The organism is Kitasatospora sp. Xyl93, assembly GCF_055383135.1.
This window is the reverse complement of sequence record NZ_AP029185.1, coordinates 5,266,033-5,288,350: the sequence shown is the minus strand read 5'-3', so window position 1 is coordinate 5,288,350 and position 22,318 is coordinate 5,266,033. Positions and strand designations below refer to the sequence as shown.

19 protein-coding genes and 1 riboswitch are annotated in these 22,318 nt (G+C 72.3%); of the genes, 5 read left to right on the top strand and 14 right to left on the bottom strand.

Going from position 1 to position 22,318, the window contains the following annotated elements; genetic code table 11:
- Positions 1 to 158 precede the first annotated feature (158 nt).
- From ligA to ACZ5GH_RS23540, 6 genes are all read right to left on the bottom strand, one after another.
- Positions 159 to 2,447, bottom strand: a complete 2,289-nt coding sequence (gene ligA / locus ACZ5GH_RS23565; protein WP_464335176.1) for an NAD-dependent DNA ligase LigA — start codon at positions 2,445 to 2,447, stop codon at positions 159 to 161.
- Between the two features lie 19 nt (positions 2,448 to 2,466).
- A complete protein-coding gene (locus tag ACZ5GH_RS23560) occupies positions 2,467 to 3,477 on the bottom strand; it encodes a methionine synthase (protein WP_387750523.1) in 1,011 nt (336 codons plus the stop codon).
- Positions 3,478 to 3,573: 96 nt separating this feature from the next.
- Positions 3,574 to 4,263 carry an SDR family oxidoreductase gene (locus ACZ5GH_RS23555; RefSeq protein ID WP_387750521.1) on the bottom strand — a complete coding sequence of 230 codons (690 nt, stop codon included), beginning with the start codon at positions 4,261 to 4,263 and terminating at the stop codon, positions 3,574 to 3,576.
- 13 nt (positions 4,264 to 4,276) lie between these two features.
- The gene (locus ACZ5GH_RS23550) at positions 4,277 to 4,801 is read right to left on the bottom strand and encodes an LOG family protein (RefSeq protein WP_387750518.1); all 525 of its coding nucleotides are present in this window, start codon (positions 4,799 to 4,801) and stop codon (positions 4,277 to 4,279) included.
- 107 nt (positions 4,802 to 4,908) lie between these two features.
- Entirely contained in the window at positions 4,909 to 6,045 is a 1,137-nt protein-coding gene (gene mnmA, locus ACZ5GH_RS23545) for a tRNA 2-thiouridine(34) synthase MnmA (protein WP_387750515.1), read from the bottom strand.
- A gap of 49 nt (positions 6,046 to 6,094) precedes the next feature.
- On the bottom strand, positions 6,095 to 7,276 hold the full coding sequence (locus tag ACZ5GH_RS23540) for a cysteine desulfurase family protein (protein WP_387750512.1): 1,182 nt from the start codon (positions 7,274 to 7,276) through the stop codon (positions 6,095 to 6,097).
- Positions 7,277 to 7,496: 220 nt separating this feature from the next.
- On the opposite strand from ACZ5GH_RS23540, the gene ACZ5GH_RS23535 reads away from it, so the two are divergent.
- A complete protein-coding gene (locus tag ACZ5GH_RS23535; protein WP_387750509.1) occupies positions 7,497 to 8,273 on the top strand; it encodes an IclR family transcriptional regulator in 777 nt (258 codons plus the stop codon).
- Here ACZ5GH_RS23535 and ACZ5GH_RS23530 read toward each other — a convergent pair.
- Positions 8,179 to 8,838, bottom strand: a complete 660-nt coding sequence (locus ACZ5GH_RS23530; RefSeq protein WP_387750506.1) for a trimeric intracellular cation channel family protein — start codon at positions 8,836 to 8,838, stop codon at positions 8,179 to 8,181. The two genes, ACZ5GH_RS23535 and ACZ5GH_RS23530, sit on opposite strands and share 95 nt — an antisense overlap.
- Positions 8,839 to 8,923: 85 nt before the next feature.
- Between ACZ5GH_RS23530 and ACZ5GH_RS23525 the strand changes: the two genes are divergently transcribed.
- Positions 8,924 to 10,255, top strand: coding sequence for an acyltransferase family protein (locus ACZ5GH_RS23525; protein ID WP_464335175.1), 1,332 nt, complete (start codon positions 8,924 to 8,926; stop codon positions 10,253 to 10,255).
- A gap of 72 nt (positions 10,256 to 10,327) precedes the next feature.
- On the opposite strand, the gene ACZ5GH_RS23520 is transcribed toward ACZ5GH_RS23525, so the two are convergent.
- The 7 genes from ACZ5GH_RS23520 to ACZ5GH_RS23490 all read right to left on the bottom strand — a co-directional run bounded on the left by ACZ5GH_RS23520 (position 10,328) and on the right by ACZ5GH_RS23490 (position 18,726).
- Positions 10,328 to 11,380: an ABC transporter ATP-binding protein gene (locus ACZ5GH_RS23520; RefSeq protein ID WP_387750502.1), complete on the bottom strand. Its 1,053-nt coding sequence runs from the start codon at positions 11,378 to 11,380 to the stop codon at positions 10,328 to 10,330.
- Between the two features lie 34 nt (positions 11,381 to 11,414).
- A complete protein-coding gene (locus ACZ5GH_RS23515; RefSeq protein ID WP_387750500.1) occupies positions 11,415 to 12,485 on the bottom strand; it encodes an ABC transporter ATP-binding protein in 1,071 nt (356 codons plus the stop codon).
- Positions 12,482 to 13,492 carry an ABC transporter permease gene (locus ACZ5GH_RS23510; protein ID WP_387750497.1) on the bottom strand — a complete coding sequence of 337 codons (1,011 nt, stop codon included), beginning with the start codon at positions 13,490 to 13,492 and terminating at the stop codon, positions 12,482 to 12,484. The genes ACZ5GH_RS23515 and ACZ5GH_RS23510 overlap by 4 nt, the downstream gene beginning before the upstream one ends.
- 97 nt (positions 13,493 to 13,589) lie before the next feature.
- Complete coding sequence (locus ACZ5GH_RS23505; protein WP_387750494.1) at positions 13,590 to 15,353, bottom strand: ABC transporter substrate-binding protein; 1,764 nt, start codon at positions 15,351 to 15,353, stop codon at positions 13,590 to 13,592.
- 90 nt (positions 15,354 to 15,443) lie between these two features.
- On the bottom strand, positions 15,444 to 16,433 hold the full coding sequence (locus ACZ5GH_RS23500) for an ABC transporter permease (protein ID WP_387750491.1): 990 nt from the start codon (positions 16,431 to 16,433) through the stop codon (positions 15,444 to 15,446).
- Between the two features lie 446 nt (positions 16,434 to 16,879).
- A complete protein-coding gene (locus ACZ5GH_RS23495) occupies positions 16,880 to 17,809 on the bottom strand; it encodes an enhanced serine sensitivity protein SseB C-terminal domain-containing protein (protein ID WP_387750488.1) in 930 nt (309 codons plus the stop codon).
- A gap of 116 nt (positions 17,810 to 17,925) precedes the next feature.
- Complete coding sequence (locus tag ACZ5GH_RS23490) at positions 17,926 to 18,726, bottom strand: enhanced serine sensitivity protein SseB C-terminal domain-containing protein (protein ID WP_464335174.1); 801 nt, start codon at positions 18,724 to 18,726, stop codon at positions 17,926 to 17,928.
- A gap of 209 nt (positions 18,727 to 18,935) precedes the next feature.
- Positions 18,936 to 19,037: riboswitch (glycine riboswitch) on the top strand.
- 230 nt (positions 19,038 to 19,267) lie between these two features.
- On the opposite strand from ACZ5GH_RS23490, the gene gcvT reads away from it, so the two are divergent.
- The 3 genes from gcvT (at position 19,268) to glyA (ending at position 22,219) form a co-directional block, all read left to right on the top strand.
- Positions 19,268 to 20,389, top strand: a complete 1,122-nt coding sequence (gene gcvT, locus ACZ5GH_RS23485; protein WP_387750482.1) for a glycine cleavage system aminomethyltransferase GcvT — start codon at positions 19,268 to 19,270, stop codon at positions 20,387 to 20,389.
- 100 nt (positions 20,390 to 20,489) lie between these two features.
- Entirely contained in the window at positions 20,490 to 20,873 is a 384-nt protein-coding gene (gcvH, locus tag ACZ5GH_RS23480; RefSeq protein WP_387750480.1) for a glycine cleavage system protein GcvH, read from the top strand.
- Between the two features lie 77 nt (positions 20,874 to 20,950).
- Entirely contained in the window at positions 20,951 to 22,219 is a 1,269-nt protein-coding gene (gene glyA / locus ACZ5GH_RS23475) for a serine hydroxymethyltransferase (protein WP_387750477.1), read from the top strand.
- Positions 22,220 to 22,318 lie beyond the last annotated feature (99 nt).

Below are 22,318 nucleotides of genomic sequence, written 5' to 3'. Positions count from 1 at the left end.
ACCCGGTGGGCAGACTTTCGGACAACCGGAAACGCGCCACCGCGCCCGGGTGTCGCACAGTGACACAATGCCCGCTTTCACCGCACGGCACCCGGTGACGCCGCATCAGGACGATAACAACACCGGTCCGGCCACCGGCCGCTCGGGTCGGCTCCGGGTCAGTCCCCGACGGGCTTCTCCGTCGGCTCCTCCGCCTCCTCCGGCTCCGGAAGCCCCAGGTGGGCGCGGGCGGCGGAGGGCCCGTCGGCGAGCAGGACGGCGAACCCGGCGTCGTCCAGGACCGGCAGGCCGAGCTGAACAGCCTTGTCGTATTTGGACCCAGGGTTGTCACCGGCGACCACAAAATCGGTCTTTTTCGAAACCGAGCCGGTCACCTTCGCTCCACGGGAGGTCAGCGCCTCCTTGGCGCCGTCCCGGGTGTGGCCGGCCAGGGTGCCGGTCACCACGACGGTCAGGCCCTCCAGCGGGCGCTCCGCCCCCTCCTCGTCCGCGAACTCCTCGGTGAAGCGGGCGCCGTCGGCCTTCCAGTTCTCCAGGATCCGCCGGTGCCACTCCTCCGCGTACCACTCCCGGATCGAGCGGGCGATGATCGGGCCGACCCCCTCGACGGCCGCCAGCCGCTCCTCGCTCGCCTCGAAGATCTTCTCCAGGTCGCGGAACTCCCTGGCCAGCGCCTGGGCGGCGACCGGGCCGACGTGCCGGATGGACAGGCCGTTGACGAACCGCCAGAGCGGCCGTTCCTTCGCCGCCTCCAGGTTGTCGATCAGGACCTGGAGCGACTTCTTCGGCTCGCCCTTGGTGGTGGCGAAGAAGAAGACCTCCTTCTCCCTGCCGGTCCGGTCGTCCAGCTTGGGCATGCCGGTCTTCGGGTCCCGGACCAGCACCTTGATCGGCAGCAGCTTCTCCGGCGTCAGCCGGAAGATGTCGGCCTCGTTCCGGACCGGCGCCTCGGCCGGCTCCAGCGGCTGGGTCAGCGCGGTGGCCGCGACGTAGCCGAGGCCCTCGACGTCCAGGCAGGAGCGCCCGCCCAGGAAGGCGATCCGCTCCCGGATCTGGGCCGGGCAGAACTGCGCGTTGGGGCAGCGCAGATCGATGTCCCCCTCGGACATCGGCCGCAGCTCGCTGTCGCACTCCGGGCAGTGCGAGGGCATCACGAAGGCCTGCTCGGTGCCGTCCCGCAGGTCGTAGACCGGGCCGAGGATCTCCGGGATGACGTCGCCGGCCTTGCGCAGCACGACGGTGTCGCCGAGCAGCACGTCCTTGGCCTTGACGATCTCCTGGTTGTGCAGCGTCGCGTACTGCACCATCGAGCCGGCCACCTTCACCGGCTCGGCCAGCACCGCGTACGGGGTGGCCCGGCCGGTGCGGCCGATGCCGACCTTGATCTCGGCCAGCTTGCCGGTGACCTCCTCCGGCGGGTACTTCCAGGCGATCGCCCAACGCGGCGACTTGGAGGTGGCGCCGAGCCGGCCCTGCAGGGCGATCTCGTCCACCTTGACGACCACGCCGTCGATCTCGTGCTCGACCGAGTGCCGCTGCTCGCCGAAGTGCTGGATGAAGGCCCGCACCTCGGCGAGCGTCTTCACCACCTTGTTGTGCCGGGCGGTGGGCAGGCCCCAGTCGTGCAGCAGTCGGTAGGCGTGCGACTGGTTGTCGATGTCGAAGCCGACCCGGGCGCCGATGCCGTGCACCACCATGTGCAGCGGGCGGGAGGCGGTGACGTGCGGGTCCTTCTGGCGCAGCGAACCGGCGGCGGCGTTGCGGGGGTTCATGAACAGCCGGATCATCGCCCGGGGCCGCTTGCCCTCCTTGGCGCGCTCCTCGTTCTCCTGCCGGCGGCGCTCGTTCTCCTCCGCGAAGGAGGCGTTGAGCGCGTCGAAGGCCTCGGTCGGGAAGTAGACCTCGCCGCGGATCTCGACCAGCTCCGGGATGTCGTCGCCCTTGAGCTGGTGCGGGATCTCCTTGATGGTGCGGACGTTGGCGGTGATGTCCTCGCCGACCCGGCCGTCGCCGCGCGTCGCCGCCTGCGTCAACTGGCCGTTCTCGTACGTGAGGTTGACGGCCAGGCCGTCCACCTTGAGCTCGCACAGGTAGTGGTAGTCGATGCCGTGCAGCTCGGTGGCGACCCGCTCGGCCCAGGCGGCCAGCTCCTCGTCGTCCATCGCGTTGTCCAGGCTGAGCAGCCGCTCGCGGTGCTCGACCTCGGCGAACAGCGCGGTGGGCGCGCCGCCGACCCGCTGCGTCGGGGAGTCCGGGGTGACCAGGGCCGGGTGCTCGGCCTCGATCCCCTCCAGCTCCCGCATCAGCGCGTCGAACTCGGCGTCGCTGACGGTCGGCGCGTCCTGCTCGTAGTACCGGGCGCGGTGGTCGGTGATCTCCTGCGCCAGCTCGGCGTGCCGCCTGCGCACCTCCGCCGGGACGTCCTCCCAGCCCTCGACAGCCGTCACCGCAAGCCCTCCTGCATTCTCATTCCGGGTTGTCCACCAGGCTCTGCGCCGCCCGCGCCGCGAGCGACAGCGCCCTGCGGGCGTACGCCGGGGAGGCCCCGGCCAGCCCGCAGGTCGGCGTCACCAGCACACGGCGGCCCAGCAGCTCCGGGGCGAACCCCAGCCTGCGCCACAAGGTCCTGACACCCTGGACACTACCGGCAGGGTCGGACACCGCCTGGTCAGTGGCGGGGACGACACCGGCGAGGATCGTCGTGCCGCCCTCCACCGCCTCGCCCAGGTCGTCGTCCTGGCGCTCGGTGAGGAGCGAGAAGTCCAGCGAGATCCCGGCCACCCCGGCGCGGCGCAGCAGCGGGACCGGGACGTCCGGCGCGCAGCTGTGCACGACGACGGGCGCGTCCAGGCTCCGGACCACCTCGCGCAGCACCTCCTCGGCGACCTGCCGGTCGACGGAGCGCAGCCGCTGGAAGCCGCTGGCGGTCTTCACCGATCCGGCCAGGACGGCGGGCAGCGAGGGCTCGTCCAGCTGCAGCACGACCTCGGCGCCGGGCACCCGCTTGCGGACGTCGGCGAGGTGGCGGCGCAGGCCCTCGGTGAGCGAGCCGGCGATGTCGCGGCAGGCGCCGGGGTCGGAGAGCGCCTTCTCGCCGTGCTTGAGCTCGATGTTCGCCGCCAGCGTCCACGGGCCGACGGCCTGGACCTTGAGCGCGCCCTGGTGGCCCTGGGTGAACTCCTCCAGCGCGTCCAGGTCCTCGCCGAGCCAGGAGTGGGCCCGCCGGGTGTCCCGGCCGGGGCGGTCGGTGAACCGCCAGCCGCTCGGCTCGGTCTGCGCGAACAGCTCGACCAGCAGGCCGGCGCCGCGTCCGATCGTGTCGGCGCCGGGGCCGCGGGCGGGCAGCTCGGGGAGGAACGGCAGGTGCTCCAGGGCGCCGGTGGAGGTCTTGGCGGCCTCCCGCGCGTCGGTGCCGGGCAGCGAGCCGACGCCGGTGGCGGCGCCGCGCAGGTCAGGGAAGGGGTGTCCGGTGCTCACCTGCCCGAGCCTACTCAGCCGGACGGCGCCGGCTCACCCGGACGGACCCCGGCGCGTGCGCGGGAAGTCGGCCGGGCCGACTTCCCGCGCTGGGCGCTACCGTCCGGGGCGGACGGTGATGTCGGTGATCTCCGCGTCGCGGGAGGCGTCGAGGGCGGCGAGGACCGCCCGGGCGACGGACTCCGGCTCGATCCAGCGGTCGGCGTCGTACTCCTTGCCCTCCTGCTGGTGCACCTTGACCTGCATCGCGGTGGCGGTCCGGCCGGGGTAGACCGAGGTGACCCGGACACCGCCCGCGTGCTCCTCCTGGCGCAGCGCGTCGGCGAGCGCCTTCAGGCCGTGCTTGCTGGCCGCGTACGCCGACCACTCGGCGTGGGCGTTGAGGCCGGCGCCGGAGTTGACGAAGACCACGTGGCCCTTGACCAGCCGGACGGACGGCAGCAGCAGCCGGGTCAGCTCGGCGGGGGCGACGAGGTTGACGTTGAGCGTCTCCTGCCAGGCCTTGGGGGTGAGGTCGCCGACCGTGCCCAGCTCGACCACGCCCGCGACGTGCAGGAGGGAGTCGAGCTCGACGGGCAGCTGCTGGTGGCCGAAGGCCCAGGAGAGCTTGCCCGGGTCGCCGAGGTCCCCGACGAGGGTACGGGCGCCGGGGAAGCGCTCGCGCAGTTCGGCGGCCCGGCGGGCGTCGCGGGCCAGCAGCCAGAGTTCGTCCCCGCGCGCGGCGAGCTTCTCGGCGAGGACGGCGCCGATGCCGGAGCCGGCGCCGGTGATCAGATGGGTAGCCATGGCCCTGATCCAATCAGGCCTTGAGCTGGGCGAAGACCTCGGCGGGCGTGTCCGCGAAGGTGATCAGCTCGGCGAGCGGGCGCGGCAGGAAGCCCTCGGCGTCCATCCGCTCCATCTGGGTGCGCAGGCCGGAGTAGAAGCCCTCGCTGTCCAGGACGACCACCGGCTTCTCGAACATCCCGTGCTTCTTGAGTTCGAGCACCTCGGCGACCTCGTCCAGCGTGCCCAGCCCGCCGACCAGCACGACGATGGCGTCCGCCCGCGAGGCCAGCACCGCCTTCCGTTCGCCGAGGTCGGCCGTCCACACCAGCTCGTCGGCACCGACGTACGCCTTGTGCCGCAGCATCTCCACCATCACCCCGACCAGCCGGCCCCCGGCGGCCTTCACCTCGTCCGCGAGCAGCCCCATCAGCCCGGCGTTCGAGCCACCCCACACCAGGGTGTGCCCGCCCTCCCCCAGCAGCCGGGCGAACTCCGCGGCGGGGGCGGAGTAGCGGTCGTCGAGCGAGTACGCGGAGCAGAAGACAGAGATATTCATGATGCCGTCTGGTCTATCACGCGCTGCGGCAGCGCTTCACCGGCATTACCCGTGGTCCGCCCCGTGCCCGCTCCGGCGGATGGAGCTCCCGGCCGACCGGAGCGCGCTCAGGCGGTGACGGCCGGGCGTTCCGTCGTCGCGATGGTGGCCGAGCCGACGACGCGGGTGCCGTCGTAGAGGACCACGGCCTGGCCGGGGGCGATGCCCCGCACCGGGGTGTCCAGCTGGACCCGCAGCTCGCCGTCGACCACGGAGGCGTACACCGGCACCTCCTCGCCGTGGGCGCGGAGCTGGGCGGTGTAGCGGCCGTCGGCGAGCGGCTCGGTGCCGCACCAGCGGGGGCGGATGGCGGTCAGCCCGGTGACGTCGAGGCCCTCGACCGGGCCGACCGTCACGGTGTTGTTCACCGGGGAGATGTCCAGCACGTAGCGGGGCTTGCCGTCGGCCGCCGGGCGGCCGATCCGCAGGCCCTTGCGCTGGCCGATGGTGAAGCCGTACGCGCCGTCGTGCTCGCCCAGCTTGGTGCCGTCGACGTCGAGGATGTCGCCGGTCGCGGTGCCGAGGTGCTTGGCCAGGAAGCCCTGGGTGTCGCCGTCGGCGATGAAGCAGATGTCGTGGCTGTCGGGCTTCTTGGCGACGGCCAGGCCGCGGCGCTCGGCCTCCTCGCGGATGGCGTCCTTGGTGGTGTCGCCGAGCGGGAAGAGCGAGTGGGCGAGCTGGTCGGCGTCGAGCACGCCGAGGACGTAGGACTGGTCCTTGGCGGCGTCGACGGCCCGGTGCAGCTCGCGCGAGCCGTCCGGCAGGTCGACGATCCGGGCGTAGTGGCCGGTGCAGACGGCGTCGAAGCCCAGCGCGACGGCCTTGTCCAGCAGCGCGGCGAACTTGATCTTCTCGTTGCAGCGCAGGCACGGGTTGGGCGTGCGCCCGGCCGCGTACTCGGCGACGAAGTCGTCGATCACGTCCTCGCGGAAGCGCTCGGCGAGGTCCCAGACGTAGAACGGGATGCCGATCACGTCGGCCGCGCGCCACGCGTCCCGGGAGTCCTCGATGGTGCAGCAGCCGCGCGCGCCGGTCCGGAAGGACTGCGGGTTGGCGGAGAGCGCCAGGTGGACGCCGGTCACCTCGTGCCCCGCTTCGACGGCGCGGGCGGCGGCGACGGCGGAGTCGACTCCGCCGGACATCGCCGCGAGCACGCGCAGACGGCCGGTGGAGGGAGTGGTCGGGGCACCCGGGAAGTCAGTCATGGTGAGTACAAGCCTACGGGGCCGCCGGACATGCCCCACCGCGCGGGAGCTACCGCCGTACGGAGGCCAGCCCCGCGTTGCGCGCCCGCTGCACCACCGGCCCGATGGCCTCGCCGAGCGCCGCCACGTCCTCCCGCACCGAGGTGTGCCCGAGCGAGAACCGCAGCGACGCGCGCGCCAGCAGCGGGTCGACGCCCATCGCCAGCAGCACGTGGCTGGGCTGCGGCACCCCGGCGGAGCAGGCGGAGCCCGTCGAGCACTCGATGCCGGCCGCGTCCAGCAGCATCAGCAGCGCGTCGCCCTCGCAGCCGGGGAAGGAGAAGTGGGCGTTGGCGGGCAGCCGGCCCCCGGCCGACGGGTCGCCGTTGAGGACCGCGTCCGGGACGGCGGCCAGCACGGCGGCCACCAGCTCCTCCCGCAGCGCGCCCACCGCGGCCGCGTGTCCGGCCCGCCGCTCCACGGCGAGCGCCGCGGCGGCCGCGAAGCCGGCCGAGCCGGGGGCGTCCAGGGTGCCGGAGCGCACGTCGCGCTCCTGCCCGCCGCCGTGCAGCAGCGGTACGGGCGCGGCGCCCCGGGAGAGCAGCAGCGCGCCGATGCCGAACGGGCCGCCGATCTTGTGCCCGGTGACGGTGAGCGCGGTGAGCCCCGACTCGGCGAAGGAGACCGGGACCTGACCGAGCGCCTGCACCGCGTCGGCGTGCACCGGGATGCCGTACTCGGCCGCCACGGCGGTCAGTTCGCGCACCGGCTGGACGGTGCCGACCTCGTTGTTGGCCCACATCACGGTGATCAGCGCGACCGCGGCAGGGTCCCGCTCGATCGCCTCGCGCAGCGCCTCGGGGTGCACCCGGCCGTAGCCGTCCACCGGCAGGTAGTCGACCCGGGCGCCCTCGTGCTCGGAGAGCCAGTGCACCGCGTCCAGCACCGCGTGGTGCTCGACCGGGCTGCACAGCACCCGGGTGCGGGCCGGGTCGGCGTCCCGGCGGGCCCAGTACAGGCCCTTGACCGCCAGGTTGTCGGACTCGGTGCCGCCGCCGGTGAGCACGATCTCGCTGGGGCGGGCGTCCAGCGACTCGGCCAGCGACTCCCGGGACTCCTCGACCACCCGGCGGGCCCGGCGGCCGGCCGCGTGCAGGGCCGAGGCGTTGCCGACCACCCCCAGGTGCGCCGTCATCGCGGCGATCGCCTCGGGCAGCATCGGCGTGGTCGCCGCATGGTCCAGGTATGGCATAACCCCCCGATTGTAGAGCGCGGCGCCGCCCGGCCCTCCAGGCCCGTGCTCCGATCCGGCCACCGGACCGCCCACCGGGGCCACGCCCCGGTCCGGCCACCGCGCGCGGCGCCGTCGGCGCACCGCCGCCGGACGGCCGCGTCCGGCACTGGTTTGTACCACTGCGCCCCCCAGCGGTTAGCCTGACGCCACCAGTCAGCCGGATCCACGGGAAGACGCCATGTCGCAGTCGGTCGACCGCGCGCTGACCCTGCTCGACGCACTCGGCGACGCGCCGCTCTCGCTGGAGCAGGCCGCCAGCAGCCTCGGGGTGCACAAGTCCACCGCCCTGCGGCTGTTGCGCACCCTGGAGGAGCACGGCTTCGCCCGCCGCCAGCCGGACCTGCGCTACCGGATCGGCGGCCGGGTGCTCTCGCTGGCCCACCGCGCGCTGGAGGACTTCGACGTCCGGCAGGTCGCCGCGCCGTACCTGGCCGCGCTGAACGCCCGCTGCGGCTACACCGTCCGGCTCGCCGTGCTGCACGACGGCGAGGTGCTCTACCTGGACGAGGTGGCCGGGCTGCCGGGTGCGGAGCCGTCCCGGATCGGGCGCCGGGCGCCGGTGGACGGGACGGCCGTCGGCCGGGTGCTGCTCGCCGGGCTGTCCGCGGACGGCGCCCGCGAGGAGGACCTGCCGAACGAGCTGGCGGCGGTGCGCCGCCTGGGCTGGGCGGCCGAGTCCCGCGAGCACCACGAGCCGGTGACCTGCGTGGCGGCGCCGGTCGCGGGCAGCGGCGGGCGGACGGTCGCGGCCTGCGCGCTGAGCGCCCCGGCGAGCGAGGTACCGCCGGCCGAACTGGCCCGGATGGTGCCGGAACTGCTCTGCACCGCCGAGGCGATCTCGCTCGCGTACGGCGGCTCGCCTACTCCTCGCTGGTGCGAGAACCGTTGCGGTGCCAGGCCCGCGGGGCACGCCAGCCGTACTTCAGGGCGAGCATCCGCAGCCCGAAGGCGGTGAGCGCGGCGGCGGTGCCGGTCACCCCGGTGAGGCGGTCCGCGCCGATCAGCAGCGCGACCACGGTGGCGCCGACCAGGGCCGGGACGGCGTAGATCTCCCGGTCCCAGCGCAGCAGCGAGGGGATCTCCCCGGCCAGCACGTCGCGGATCACACCGCCGCCGGCCGCGGTCACCATGCCGAGCGCGATCGCCGCGACCGCGCCGAGCCCGAAGTCGTGCGCCTTGGCGGTGCCGGTCACGCAGAACAGCCCGAGCCCGAGCGCGTCCAGGGTCTGCACCGCCCGGTTGATCCGCTCGACCTCCGGGTGCAGGAAGAACACCACCAGCGCGGCGGCCAGCGGCGTCACGAAGTAGCCGAGGTTGGTGAACGCGGCGACCGGGGTGGCACCGATCACCAGGTCGCGCATCACCCCGCCGCCCAGGGCGGTGGCTTCCGCCAACACGCAGATCCCGAAGATGTCCATGTTCTTGCGGACGGCGAGCAGGCCCCCGGAGAGGGCGAAGACGAAGATGCCGACGAGGTCCAGCGACTGCTGCACGTCGGTCGGGAAGAGCTGGGATGTCACCGTCCATGTGTACCCGATCCGCACGGGTGCTCCGGACGCGTCGGGTGCGCCGGTGCCGCCCGCCGGATTCCGCTAGCCTCCGCCTGTGAAGCTCGTGAAGCCCCGGTCGGCACCCGAGCCGCCGGTCTCCCGCGCCACCGCGCGGCTCGGCTGGCTGGACGCGCTGCGCGGCGTCGCCGCCCTCGCCGTGGCCATGCACCACTTCGGGCTGCTCGACAAGATCCGGCACGCGGCCTGGGTGCCCCGGCAGCTGGACCTCGGCCTCTTCGGCGTGATGCTGTTCTTCCTGGTCAGCGGGTACATCGTCCCGGCCTCGCTGGAACGGCGCGGCGACGTCCGGGCGTTCTGGACCGGACGGTTCTTCCGCCTCTACCCGGCGGTGGCCGTCGCGGTGGGGGCGAGCCTGCTGGTGCTGCCCCGCGGCGACCAGGTCGTCCAGGACTTCGCCTTCGACCACCCGGCGCTGTCGTTCGCCGCCAACGGCCTGCTGCTCCAGGACCTGCTGGGGGTGCCCGGCGCGCTCGGGGTGATGTGGTCGCTCACCTACGAGATGGTCTTCTACTACTTCGTCTCGGCGCTCTTCGTCCGGGGCTGGCACCGGCACAGCGCGCCGATCACGATCGGCTTCGCGTCCGTCGCCCTGGTGCTGGGCGCCTGGCTGCCGATCGGCGGCATCTCGGTGGACCCGGCGGCCACCGGGAACCTGGTCGCGGCCGCCGGGATCGTGGTGCTGACGGCGATGGCCTGCATCGCCACCGCCCGCCCGGACCTGACCCGTTGGGGCGCGCTGCTGCTCGGCGGCCTGGGCCTGGTCCTGATCACGGTGAACAACCGGACCACCGGCTTCGAGACCATGCTGATCTTCGCGACCATGTTCGCCGGCACCGTGCTGTACCGGCTGGAGCACGGGCAGCTCGACCGGCTCCCGGCCCTGTTCTGCTGCGCCTTCGTGGTCGTCACCGGCGTCACGGTCGGCTACCTGTACAACCGCGGCACGGCGCTGTGGCACACCTGGACGCCCTCGTGGCAGTCCTTCTCGTCGGCCTACCTGGCCGCCTGGGCGCTGTTCGCGGCGGCCGTGCTGCTGCGCCGCCGCCGCTTCCCGCGCTGGCTCGGCGGGCTCGGCACGATCAGCTTCTCGGTCTACCTGCTGCACGGCCCGCTGATGTTCCTCCTCGCCCGGCTGCTCCGGAGCCACCCGCCGGTCGTCGGGCCGAAGAGGCAGGCCGCGCTCACCCTCGGCTACCTCGGGGCGCTGGTGGTGCTCGGGTACCTCTCCTACCGGCTGGTCGAGATCCCCTTCCAGAAGCTCGGCCGCAAGGCGGTCGCGGCGCTGGACCGGCGCTTCCCGGCGCCCGCCCCGGCGCCGCTCGCCGCCCCGGGCACGCGCGAGCCGGAGCCGGCCGGCGGCGCCTGACCCGCGGACCGACGCACCGAGGCCGCCCACCCCACGAGCGGGGCGGGCGGCCTCCTGCGTACCGGCTGGACCTCAGACCGTGGCGCTCTCCGGAGCGTTCTCGGGGAAGTGGCAAGCCACCTGGTGCCCGGTCTCCAGCGCCGTCAGCGGCGGTTCCTGGCTCGCGCACACGTCCTGCGCCTTCCAGCACCGGGTGCGGAAGCGGCAGCCGCTGGGCGGGTTGATCGGCGAGGGGACGTCGCCCTTGAGCAGGATCCGCTCGCGGCCCGCGCGCTGGCGGCGGCGCGGGTCCGGGACGGGCACGGCGGACATCAGCGCGTTGGTGTACGGGTGCATCGGGCTGCGGTAGAGCGAGTTCCGGTCGGCGATCTCCACGATCTTGCCGAGGTACATCACCGCGACCCGGTCCGAGACGTGCCGGACCACCGAGAGGTCGTGCGCGATGATCAGGTAGGTCAGCCCGAGCTCCTGCTGGAGGTCGTCCAGCAGGTTGACGACCTGCGCCTGGATCGAGACGTCCAGCGCGGAGACCGGCTCGTCCGCGACGATCATCTTCGGCTTGAGCGCGAGCGCCCGGGCGATGCCGATGCGCTGGCGCTGGCCGCCGGAGAACTCGTGCGGGTAGCGGTTGTAGTGCTCGGGGCTGAGCCCGCACAGCTCCAGCAGTTCCTGGACGGCCTTCTTGAGCCCGCCGGCCGGCACCGCGTCCTGGAGCTTGAACGGCGCGCCGACGATGGTGCCGACGGTGTGCCGGGGGTTCAGCGAGGAGTACGGGTCCTGGAAGATCATCTGGATGTCGCGGCGCAGCGGCCGCATCGCCCCGACGCCCAGGTGGGTGATGTCGGTGCCCTCGAACTCGATGGTCCCGCCGGTCGGCTCGTCGAGCCGGGTGACCAGTCGGCCCATGGTCGACTTGCCGCAGCCGGACTCGCCCACGACGCCCAGCGTCTCACCGGCGTTGACCGTGAAGTCGATGCCGTCGACGGCCCGCACCGCGCCGGTCTGGCGCATCAGCAGCCCGCTGCGGATCGGGAAGTGCCGGGTCAGGCCGGCCACCTTCAGCAGCGGTTCGCGGCCGGGGGCGGCTGCCGGCGACGGGGTCGCCGCCGCCTGAGTGTCCGTCATCGGTTCTCTCCAGAAAGGTGGTACGAGGCCGGGCTCACAGCCGGGGCGCGATCTCTTCGGCGAAGATGCGGTGCCGCTCTGCGGCCGCCAGGTGGCAGGCCGCGAAGTGTCCGGAGGCGGCCTCGGTCAGCACCGGGACCTCGCTCGTGGAACGCCCGTCGGTCAGGGCGGCGTACGGGCAGCGCGGGTGGAAGGCGCAGCCGGACGGCACGTTGATCAGGCTGGGCGGGGTGCCCTTGACCGGCACCAGCCGGTCCTGGAGCTCCCGGTCCAGTCGCGGCATCGAGCCCAGCAGGCCCCAGGTGTACGGGTGCTCGGGCGAGTCGAAGAGGGTCTCGGCCGGGCCGCGCTCGACGCACTTGCCGCCGTACATGACCAGGATGTCGTCGGCCAGTTCGGCGACCACCCCGAGGTCGTGGGTGATGATGATGACGGCGGAGCCGAACTCCTCCTGCAGGTCGCGGATGAGGTCCAGGATCTGCGCCTGGACGGTGACGTCCAGGGCGGTGGTGGGCTCGTCGGCGATCAGCAGCGAGGGGTCGTTGACCAGGGCCATGGCGATCATCGCGCGCTGGCGCATGCCGCCGGAGAACTGGTGCGGGTAGTCGTCCACCCGGCGGTCGGGCTGCGGGATGCCGACCCGGTCGAGCATCTCGATCGCGCGGGCCCGGGCCTGCTTCTTGGTGGCCTCCGGGTGGTGCACCCGGTACGCCTCGACGATCTGCTGCCCCACCGTGTAGTAGGGGTGCATCGCGGTCAGCGGGTCCTGGAAGATCATCGCCAGCTCGCGGCCGCGCAGTTGGCGCACCCGGTCCGGGCCGGCCGCGATCAGGTCCTCGCCGTTCAGCCGGATCTCGCCGCTGATCCGGGCCCGCTTGGAGCGGTGCAGGCCCATGATGCCCAGCGAGGTGACGGACTTGCCGGAGCCGGACTCGCCGACGATGCCGAGGGTGCGGCCCTTGTGCAGGTCGAAGCTGACCCCGTCCACCGAGCGGACCAGGCCGTCGTCGGTGTCGAAGTGGATCCGCAGGTCCCGCACGGAGAGGAAGGGCTCGCCGGACGGGGTCCGCGCGGCGTCCGCCGGGTTCTTCTGGAGGTCGGTCACGAGAGCCTCACCCGGGGGTCGACGAGCGCGTACAGGAGGTCGACCACGAGGTTGCAGACGACGATGAAGAAGGCGGCGAGCAGGGTGACGCCGAGGATCTTGGGCAGGTCGTTGTCGGAGATCGCCTGGACGGCGAACTGGCCGACGCCCTGGAGCGAGAAGACCTGCTCGGTGATCAGCGCGCCGCCGAGCAGCAGGCCGAGGTCCATGCCGAAGATCGTGACGATCGGGGTGAGCGCGGCGCGCAGCCCGTGCCGGGCGACGACCTTGCGCTCGACCAGGCCCTTGGCCCGGGCGGTGCGGATGTAGTCCTCGCTCATGGTCTCCAGCATCCCGGCGCGGGTGAGCCGGGCGTAGAGCGCGGAGTAGAGGAAGGCCAGCGAGATCCACGGCAGGATCAGGTTGCGGGCCCACATCAGCGGGTTCTCCGTGAAGTCCACGTACTGCAGGTTGTCCAGGATCGGCCACTCGTAGCTGAACAGCGTGAGCAGCAGCGCGCCGGTGAAGAAGACCGGCAGCGAGACGCCGGCGAGCGCGACGCCCATGGAGAGCCGGTCGAAGATCGAGCGCGGCTTCAGGGCGGAGACGACGCCGGTGGCGACGCCGGAGACCAGCCAGAGCACGGCCGCGCCGGCGGCGAGCGAGATGGTCGTCGGGATCCGCTTGGAGAGCTCGGGCCAGACCTCGAGGTGGTTCTTGAAGGAGTAGCCGAAGCAGGGCACGTGGCAGGTGGCCGGTTCCGGCCCGAAGTTGTACTCGGCGCCGGCGACCAGGCCCTTGAGGAACTTCCAGTACTGGGCGTACAGCGGCTGGTCGAGGCCGAGGTTCTGCTTGACCGCCGCGATCGTCTCGGGGGACGGGCTCTTCCCGATGAACTGGGCGGCCAGTTGGTCGGCCGTCTCGCCGGCGAGGCGCGGCAGCAGGAAGAAGATCGCGAAGGTGACCGCGCTGACGACCAGCAGCAGAATCACGGCCGCGAAGGTCCTGCGGATGATGTAGGCAAACACAGTAGGGCGGCTCCGGCGGCCCGCCGCCGTCCGGGATCCTCCGGACGGCGGCGGGCGCCGCTGCCTTCACCTGCCTTCAGGGATGCGAGCCAGGCTCTTACTTGGTGGTGCCGATGTTCAGGTAGTCGTACTCACCCGAGAACGCCGAGGTGGAGACCAGGTTGGTGGCGTTGGACGGGCGGTACAGGAAGACCTTGAAGTAGGTGAGCGGGACGTAGACCGCCTGCTCCATGGTCTTCTTGTCGATGTCGGCGTAGATCTTCTCGCGGCCCTTCTGGTCCGGGTTGACCGCCGCGTCGTCGATCAGCTTGTTGACCGCCGGGTCGTCCAGCTGGGCGAGGTTGTTGTTGCCGGTCTCCTTGACCGCGCGGCCGTCGACGATCTGCTGGAGGAAGCCGTAGCCGGTCGGCCAGTCGGCGCCCCACTGCATCATCATCAGGCCGATGTTGTGGTCGGCGGTGAACTTCGGCGAACCGGCGTTGTCCGTCAGGTACTTGGACTGCGGGTACTGCTGGATCTCGGCGGTGATGCCGATCTTCTTCAGCGCGGCCTGGATCGAGGTCGCGGCGGCGATCTCGGTGGCGCGCTCGGTGCGGGCCGAGATGACGGTGTTGAAGCCGCCCTCCTTGCCGCACGCCTTCAGGTGCTCCTTGGCCTTGGCCTCGTCGCCCTTGTTGTCCTTGGTCTCGTACAGGTTGAAGTCCTGGTGGCCCGGGACGTCCGGCGGGAGCACCGTGTTGGCGATCTGGCCGCGGATCGGGCCGCCCTGGGCGGTCTGCACCGAGACCTTGTCGATCGCGAACTGGACGGCCTTGCGGCACTCGACGTTGTCGAACGGCGCGAGCTTGGAGTTGATCGCCATGTAGACCAGGCGACCGCCGTAGGCGTTGTCGGTGTTGGCCTTCAGCTTCGGGTCCTGCAGGATCTGCGCCTGGGTCTGCGGGTCGACGCCGGCGCCCACCAGGTCGACCTGGGCGTTGCCGGCCAGCAGGTCCTTGTCGATGGTGGCCTGGTCGATGTTGAACCGGAGCACGATCTTGTCCGCGAGCTGCTTGCGGATCGGGTCGGTGCTCTTGTCCCAGTTGGTGTTCGGCACCAGGACGGCCTGCTTGCCGTCCTCGTAGGACTCGAACTTGTAGGCGCCCGAGGACATGACGTGCTTGACGTACTCGGCGCCGTTGTCCTTCGCCTGCGGGACCGGCGCGGTCTGCGGGGCGCTGACCAGGTAGTCGAAGTCCGCGAACGGGTGCTGGAGGTGGAAGACCACCGTGGTGTCGTCCGGCGTCTCGATCGAGTTCAGGCCGCCGGCCTTGTCCTTGTACGGACCCTCGTACGGCGTCGGGTTGTCGACCAGCAGGTTGCGGAAGTACGTCGGGCCGTTGGTGAGCACGTCCGTGTAGTTGGAGCGCTCGACGGCGTACTTGACGTCCTTCGAGGTGATCGGGGTGCCGTCGTCGTACTTCAGGCCGGCCCGCAGCTTGTACGTCCAGGTCAGGCCGTCCGCGCTCGGCTGGCCCATCGACTCGGCGAGGTCCGGGACGAGCTTGTTGCCCTCCTCGCCCGGCGCCGGGTTGAAGGTGGTCAGCGCGCGGGAGTACAGCCGCGAGAAGTTGTAGATGTACGCGTAGTACGTGTTGCCCGGGTCGAGCGAGTCCGGGGTGCCCTTCATCTCGTAGGTCACCGTCCCGCCCTTCTTGTCCGAGGCGTTGACGATGCTCTTGGTGGCCGCGTTGGCGCCGCCCCCGGCGGCGCCGGAGGCCGAGGAGGAGCCGCCGCTCTTCGACGAGCTGGTGCAACCGGTCACGACCAGGACCGCGGCGGCGGCCGCAGCGGTCAGGGCGACGGTACGGGACCTACGCATGGGTGAGATCAACCCCTTGGGGAAGTGGAGGCGGTGGAGGGTCCTGACGCAGGGTCATGTGATGACTCGGGGTCAGTGGATGACGCTGGGTCAGTTGCTCTTGGGATCGAGGGCGTCGCGCAGGCCGTCGCCGAGCAGGTTGAAGGCGAGCACGGTGACGAAGATCGCCAGCCCGGGGACCACCATGTACTGGGGGTCCACCTGGTAGTACCGGATGGCGTCCTGGAGCATCCCGCCCCAGGAGGCCTGCGGGGGTTGGATGCCGACGCCGAGGAAGCTCAGCCCGGCCTCGAAGAGGATGTTGGTCGGGATCAGCAGGGTCGAGTAGACCAGGATCGGACCGACCAGGTTGGGCAGCAGTTCCTTGAACAGGATGAACGGGCCGCGCGCCCCGAGGCTGCGGGCCGCGTGGACGAACTCCCGTTCGCGCAGCGAGAGCGTCTGGCCGCGCACGATCCGGCCCATGTAGGGCCAGTTGAAGAAGCCGATCACGAAGATCAGCACCATGATGTGCAGCGGCAGGCCGTGCAGGCCGAACGCGCCGCCCTGCAGCGAGGTGGAGATCGCGATGGCGAAGAGCAGCAGCGGGAAGGCCAGGAAGACGTCCATCACCCGGCTGATCAGGGTGTCCACCCAGCCGCCGTAGTAGCCGGCCATGATGCCGAGCACGGTGCCGATGGTGTTGGACAGCACGGTCGCGCCGAAGGCGACCAGCAGGGAGACCCAGGAGCCCTCGATGACGCGGGTGAGCAGGTCGCGGCCCTGCAGGGGGTCGACGCCGAGCGGGTGCTCCCAGCTCATGCCGCCCCAGTCGCCGAACGGCAGGCCACCGAGGTCGGCGTCCAGCAGGTCCTGGTGGAGGGCGTCCGGGTCCAGCCCGAACAACGACTCGATCGGCTTGGCCAGCACGGCGAGCAGGATCAGCAGGATCACCACGACGCCGCCGACGACGGCGGCCTTGTCCCGCTTGAAGCGGGTCCAGGCGATCTGACCGAGGGAGCGGCCCTCGATCTTCTTGGCCGGGCTTGCGGCGGCGGGTGCCTCCGGATCGTTCCCGGCGGTGGTCACGGATGCGGTCATGGTCAGTAGGTCCCCTCGCCGACGGTGGCCGGCCCACGGGTGCCGGTCGCCGGCTTCGGCGGTGCGGCTGCGGACGTGCGGAAGTGCTTAGGAGGAGCGGGTGTTGACGGCAGTGCTTCGTGCACAGGCACTGCCACCACGCGGGATGGGCGTCGCGTGGCCGGGCTGTCGGCGTGCGCGCTCACCTTTGTGGGGTTCCAGCACGCGCGGTGCGTTGCGCAGAACTCTCTGCCATCCGAACTGGCTTGCGCCAGCCCTGACAACCGACAGATGCCCAACTGTGATCTGCGCGCATGCACCTTCCCGATCTTCGGCATACACCTCTTCACATGGCTGTAACTGCCATGTCAAGATGACCGGGCCGCACATCCGGAAATTCGTCCGGAAAGCATCGAAGCCGACTTGACGGACAATCAAGTCGGCTTCGCGGGAATGGGTTTCGGGAATCAGCGCCCGGGGTAGCCGGGCCACGGCCGCTGCGGCGACGGCTGCTGCCAGCCCGGCGCCGGCGGCTGGGTGCCGTACGCGTAGCCCGGCATCGACTGCCCGGGGTACGGCGGCGGGGGCACCGGCGGGTACGGACCGGTCGGCGGGCGGCCCGACTCCCGGTCGAAGAACGGCCGGGCGTTGGCGCGCATCCACAGCGCCACCGGGTCGTACTCGTCCGACATCGCCACCGTGGACACCGCCAGCCCCTCCGGGGCCACCGCGATGGCGCGCCGCATCAGCGCCCGCACCGCCTCCACCGCCGGCGGCGAGCTCTCGTACAGGTCGAGGCCGATCGCCAGGTACGGCTCCCCCACCGCGGGCTGCACCCAGGCCCGGCGCAGCGCACGTACCGCGCGCACCTCGCCGGCCTGCCGCTCCAGCAGCGCGAAGAACGGCTGGGCGTTCAGCTGCGGCTCGCTCAGCTTCAACGGCCCGGCCGGCAGCCGGTCCAGGCCCGCGGCGACCCGCCGCAGGTCCGCCCACGGCACCCCGACGCCCCCGCCGGGCGCGTGCGGGTTGAGCCACAGGCCCCAGCGGGTGCGGTACAGCGAGGCCGCGATCTCCCGGCCGGAGATGACCTCGTGGGCCCGTGCCCAGCCGGAGGAGGTCAGTTGTTCGGGCGAGGTGACGGCCGGCGCGTAGCCGTGGCCGCTGATCTCCATGTTCCCGTACTGCGCGTCCGGGCTGCCCGGCGTGCCGTGCCACAGCAGCATCCAGACCCGGCCGTCCGCCAGCGCGTGCAGCAGCCGCTCGTACGCGTCGTAGCGCTCCGGCGCGACATCGCCCAGGGCGCGCTCCAACGCGCCGGGATCAGCTCCCGGGCGCCCGGCGGCCGGTGCCTGGCCCCAGGCCCCCGGCACACCGCCCGCTCCCGTTCCCGCACTCATGCGCCCACCTCGCCGCGCCTCTTTCCCTCAACCCGCCGGCCCGTCGGCCGTCTGCACGCACCCTATGGCGCGGCACCGGCCACCGCCACGGCGACGTGCCTCTGATACGAACCCGCTCACGCCCGCGTATAGAAGGGCAGTACCCGGGTGAGCAGCCACTCGACCACCGGGTCGTCGGCGAGGTCGAGCAGTACGAGGTGGACGCCGCCGGGCAGCGGCGCGGTTCCCAGCGCTCGGCCGAGCGCGTCGTTCACCGCGGCCGGATCGGCCGGCGCCGCCGGGTCCAACTGGACGCCCACGAACATCACGGTCGGCTCGCCCTCGATGCTGGCCAGCGCCCTGCGGGCGGTCAGCACCCCCGGCAGCGCCGAGAGTTCGGCCCGGCAGGCGGCCAGGAAGTGCTCCGGGTTCTCGCCCGGCACCGGCTCGCGCAGCGCCACCCGCCCGCCGGTCGGCGCCGGGTCGCCGGCGGCGTCCCAGCGGTCCTCGCGGGGGCCGCGGCGCAGCTCGGCGACGCCCTGCGGCGGGACCGGCAGGCCCACCGCCGCTTCCGGGTTCACCGCGATGCCCACGCCCAGCGGCAGCCCGCGGGCGAACTCCCACACCGGCGCGATCGCGAAGGCCATCCCGGGCGCCTGCTGGAGGAACACCTCCTGCGAGGAGAACACCGGCACGTACGGGTCGCCGCCCAGCTCGATCGTCGGCAGGTCCAGCGACTGCCCCTGCGGGTCGCCGCCGGCCGGCAGCGGCACCCACACCTGGCTGCGCGCCAGCACCTCGATCACCCGCGGCGTCGCGCCCGGGTCGCCCAGGGCCGCGGTCAGCACCTGCTCCAGCTCGTTGGCCGGCCAGGAGCCGCCCGCAGGCGCCTCCTCCGGTCCGCCCCACCCCTGCTGCTGCTCCACCGGGTACCCCATGCGCCGCCGATTCCGCCCTCTGCCGTTCGGCCGCCCTCTGCTGCGCCGACGCGCAGCAGTCTAGAGGCGCGCGGGGGCGGGGTCAGGACTCGTGTTCGGGTCCCGCGCGGTGTGACCGGGTCCCCCCTCCCCTCGTCGTCCCGGACGTGCCATGATGTGCGCGTCCGACGGCATGCGCCGCGGGCCCCCACAACTCCATACCGGCCGCTCGAACCCGCGCGGGAGAGCCCGGAGTGCCGTTCAGGCACAGCCGGCGCCGAAGGAGCAAGTCCTCCCCGGAATCTCTCAGGCACCCCTACCGCACGGGTTAGGCACATCTGGAAAGCGGCGCCCGGCCCTGTCGTGCGCCCACCCACGGTGCAAGCCGCCATGCTGTCCCCCAAGCTGGAAACAGCTGCGGGCAGGTGGGCGGTGAAGCTCTCAGGTTCGACGACAGATGGGGAGACCCACGCCGCCGCATGCCCGCGCGCAGGGTCGGCCCCCGAGCGGGTCCGGTCCGGTGCGCGCACCCCTGAGTGCCCCGACCGAGGAGTTCCTGGCCATGTCGTCCCTCCGCCTGACCGCGCTCGACGCGCTGCACCGCGCCCTCGGCGCGACCATGACCGACTTCGCCGGCTGGGACATGCCGCTGCGCTACGGCAGCGAGCGCGAGGAGCACCTCGCGGTCCGCACCAAGGCCGGCCTGTTCGACCTCTCGCACATGGGCGAGATCACCGTCACCGGCCCGCAGGCCGGCGAGATGCTGGACCACGCGCTGGTCGGCTTCGTCTCCGCGCTGGGCGTGCTGCGCGCCCGCTACACCATGATCTGCGCCGAGGACGGCGGCATCCTGGACGACCTGATCGTCTACCGCCTGCGCGAGGACGCCTTCCTGGTCGTCGCCAACGCCTCCAACGCCCAGCTGGTCCTCGACGAGCTGATCGCCCGCGCCAAGGGCTTCGACGCCGTCGTCACCGACGACCGCGACACCTACGCGCTGATCGCCGTCCAGGGCCCGGAGGCCACCGCCATCCTGGCGAAGACCACCGACGCCGACCTGCCCGGCCTGAAGTACTACGCGATCCTCCCGGCCCAGGTGGCCGGCCGCGACGTGCTGCTCGCCCGCACCGGCTACACCGGCGAGGACGGCTTCGAGATCTTCTGCCACCCGGTCGACGCCGAGCCGGTCTGGCAGGCGCTGACCGCCGCGGGCGAGGGCCACGGCCTGGTCCCGTGCGGCCTGTCCTGCCGCGACACGCTGCGCCTGGAGGCCGGAATGCCGCTGTACGGGCACGAGCTGTCCACCGACCTCACCCCGTTCGACGCCGGCCTGGGCCGGGTCGTCCGCTTCGACAAGACCACCAACGAGGGCGCGTTCGTCGGCCGCAAGGCGCTGGAGCAGGCCGCCGCCGCGGCCGAGACCAACCCGCCGAAGGTGCTGGTCGGCCTCGTCTCCGAGGGCAAGCGGGTGCCGCGCGCCGAGTACACCGTGGTCTCCGCCGACGGCGAGCCGATCGGCCGGATCACCTCGGGCGCGCCGTCCCCGACGCTGGGGCAGCCGATCGCGATGGCCTACGTCGACGCCGCCCACGCCGCCCCCGGCACCACCGTCGCGGTGGACGTGCGCGGCAAGCACGAGCCCGTCCAGGTCGTCGCGCTGCCGTTCTACAAGCGCGCCCGCTGAGCCCCCGCCGAGCCCCGGTTTTCCCCATACACGCACGTCGCGGCCGTCCGCGCGGCGGCCCGCTTCGTCGTACCCGCTTCCCATCCTGGAGAATGACGCCATGAGCAACCCCCAGCACCTGCAGTACACCAAGGAGCACGAGTGGCTGACCGCCGCGGACGCGGAGGGTGTCTCCACGGTCGGCATCACCGCGCACGCCGCCGACGCGCTCGGTGACATCGTCTACGTGCAGCTCCCCGAGGTCGGTGACACCGTGACCGCCGGCGAGACCTGCGGCGAGCTGGAGTCCACCAAGTCGGTCAGCGACCTGTACTCCCCGGTGACCGGCGAGGTCACCGAGGTCAACCAGGACGTCCTGGACGACAACGCCCTGGTCAACAGCGCCCCGTTCGAGGGCGGCTGGCTGTTCAAGGTGCGCGTCGAGGCCACCGACGAGCTGCTCAGCGCCGACGAGTACGACGCGCTCACCAACCCCCAGGGCTGATCCGCCTGCCAGGGGCGGTCGCGCGGCGGCCGCCCCGCCCCGGCCCCTTTCCCTCCTCCTCCCGGGAAGACCACACCATGACGGTTCTCAACCAGTCCCTGCACGCCCTCGACCCGGAGATCGCCGCCGCGGTCGACGCCGAGCTGCACCGCCAGCAGACCACCCTGGAGATGATCGCCTCCGAGAACTTCGCCCCGGTGGCGGTCATGGAGGCCCAGGGCTCGGTGCTCACCAACAAGTACGCGGAGGGCTACCCCGGCCGCCGCTACTACGGCGGCTGCGAGCACGTCGACGTGGTCGAGCAGATCGCGATCGACCGCATCAAGGCGCTGTTCGGCGCCGAGCACGCCAACGTCCAGCCGCACTCCGGCGCGCAGGCCAACGCCGCCGCGATGTTCGCGCTGATCCAGCCGGGCGACACCATCCTGGGCCTGTCGCTGGCCCACGGCGGTCACCTGACCCACGGCATGAAGATCAACTTCTCCGGCAAGCTCTACGACGTGGCCGCGTACCACGTGGACGAGAAGACCGGCCAGGTCGACATGGCCGAGGTCGAGCGCCTCGCCAAGGAGCACCAGCCGAAGCTGATCATCGCCGGCTGGTCGGCCTACCCGCGCCAGCTCGACTTCGCCGCGTTCCGCCGGATCGCCGACGAGGTCGGCGCGCTGCTCATGGTGGACATGGCGCACTTCGCCGGCCTGGTGGCCGCCGGGCTGCACCCGAACCCGGTGCCGTACGCGGACGTGGTCACCACCACCACCCACAAGACCCTGGGCGGCCCGCGCGGCGGCGTCATCCTGTCCAAGGCCGAGTACGCCAAGAAGATCAACTCCGCGGTCTTCCCCGGCCAGCAGGGCGGCCCGCTGGAGCACGTGATCGCCGGCAAGGCGGTCGCCTTCAAGGTCGCGGCCTCGGAGGAGTTCAAGGAGCGCCAGCAGCGCACCCTGGACGGCGCCCGCATCCTCGCCGAGCGCCTGCTCCAGGCCGACGTGGCCGAGGCCGGCGCCTCCGTGCTCTCCGGCGGCACCGACGTCCACCTGGTGCTGGTCGACCTGCGCAACAGCCAGCTCGACGGCCAGCAGGCCGAGGACCGGCTGCACGAGGTCGGCATCACCGTCAACCGCAACGCGATCCCGAACGACCCCCGCCCGCCGATGGTCACCTCGGGCCTGCGCATCGGCACCCCGGCCCTGGCCACCCGCGGCTTCCAGGCCGAGGACTTCCGCGAGGTCGCCGACATCATCGCCGAGGCGCTCAAGCCCGCCTTCGACGAGACCGTCGCCGACGCCCTGAAGGCCCGGGTCGCCGCCCTGGCCGAGAAGTACCCGCTGTACCCGAACCTCTGATCACCGCGGTGATCCTTCGGGCGGGGTGACGGGCCTCACCCCTCCGGCGTACCTGGCACCCCGGGGCACCGCGCACACTGGACTGTGCGCGCGGTGCCC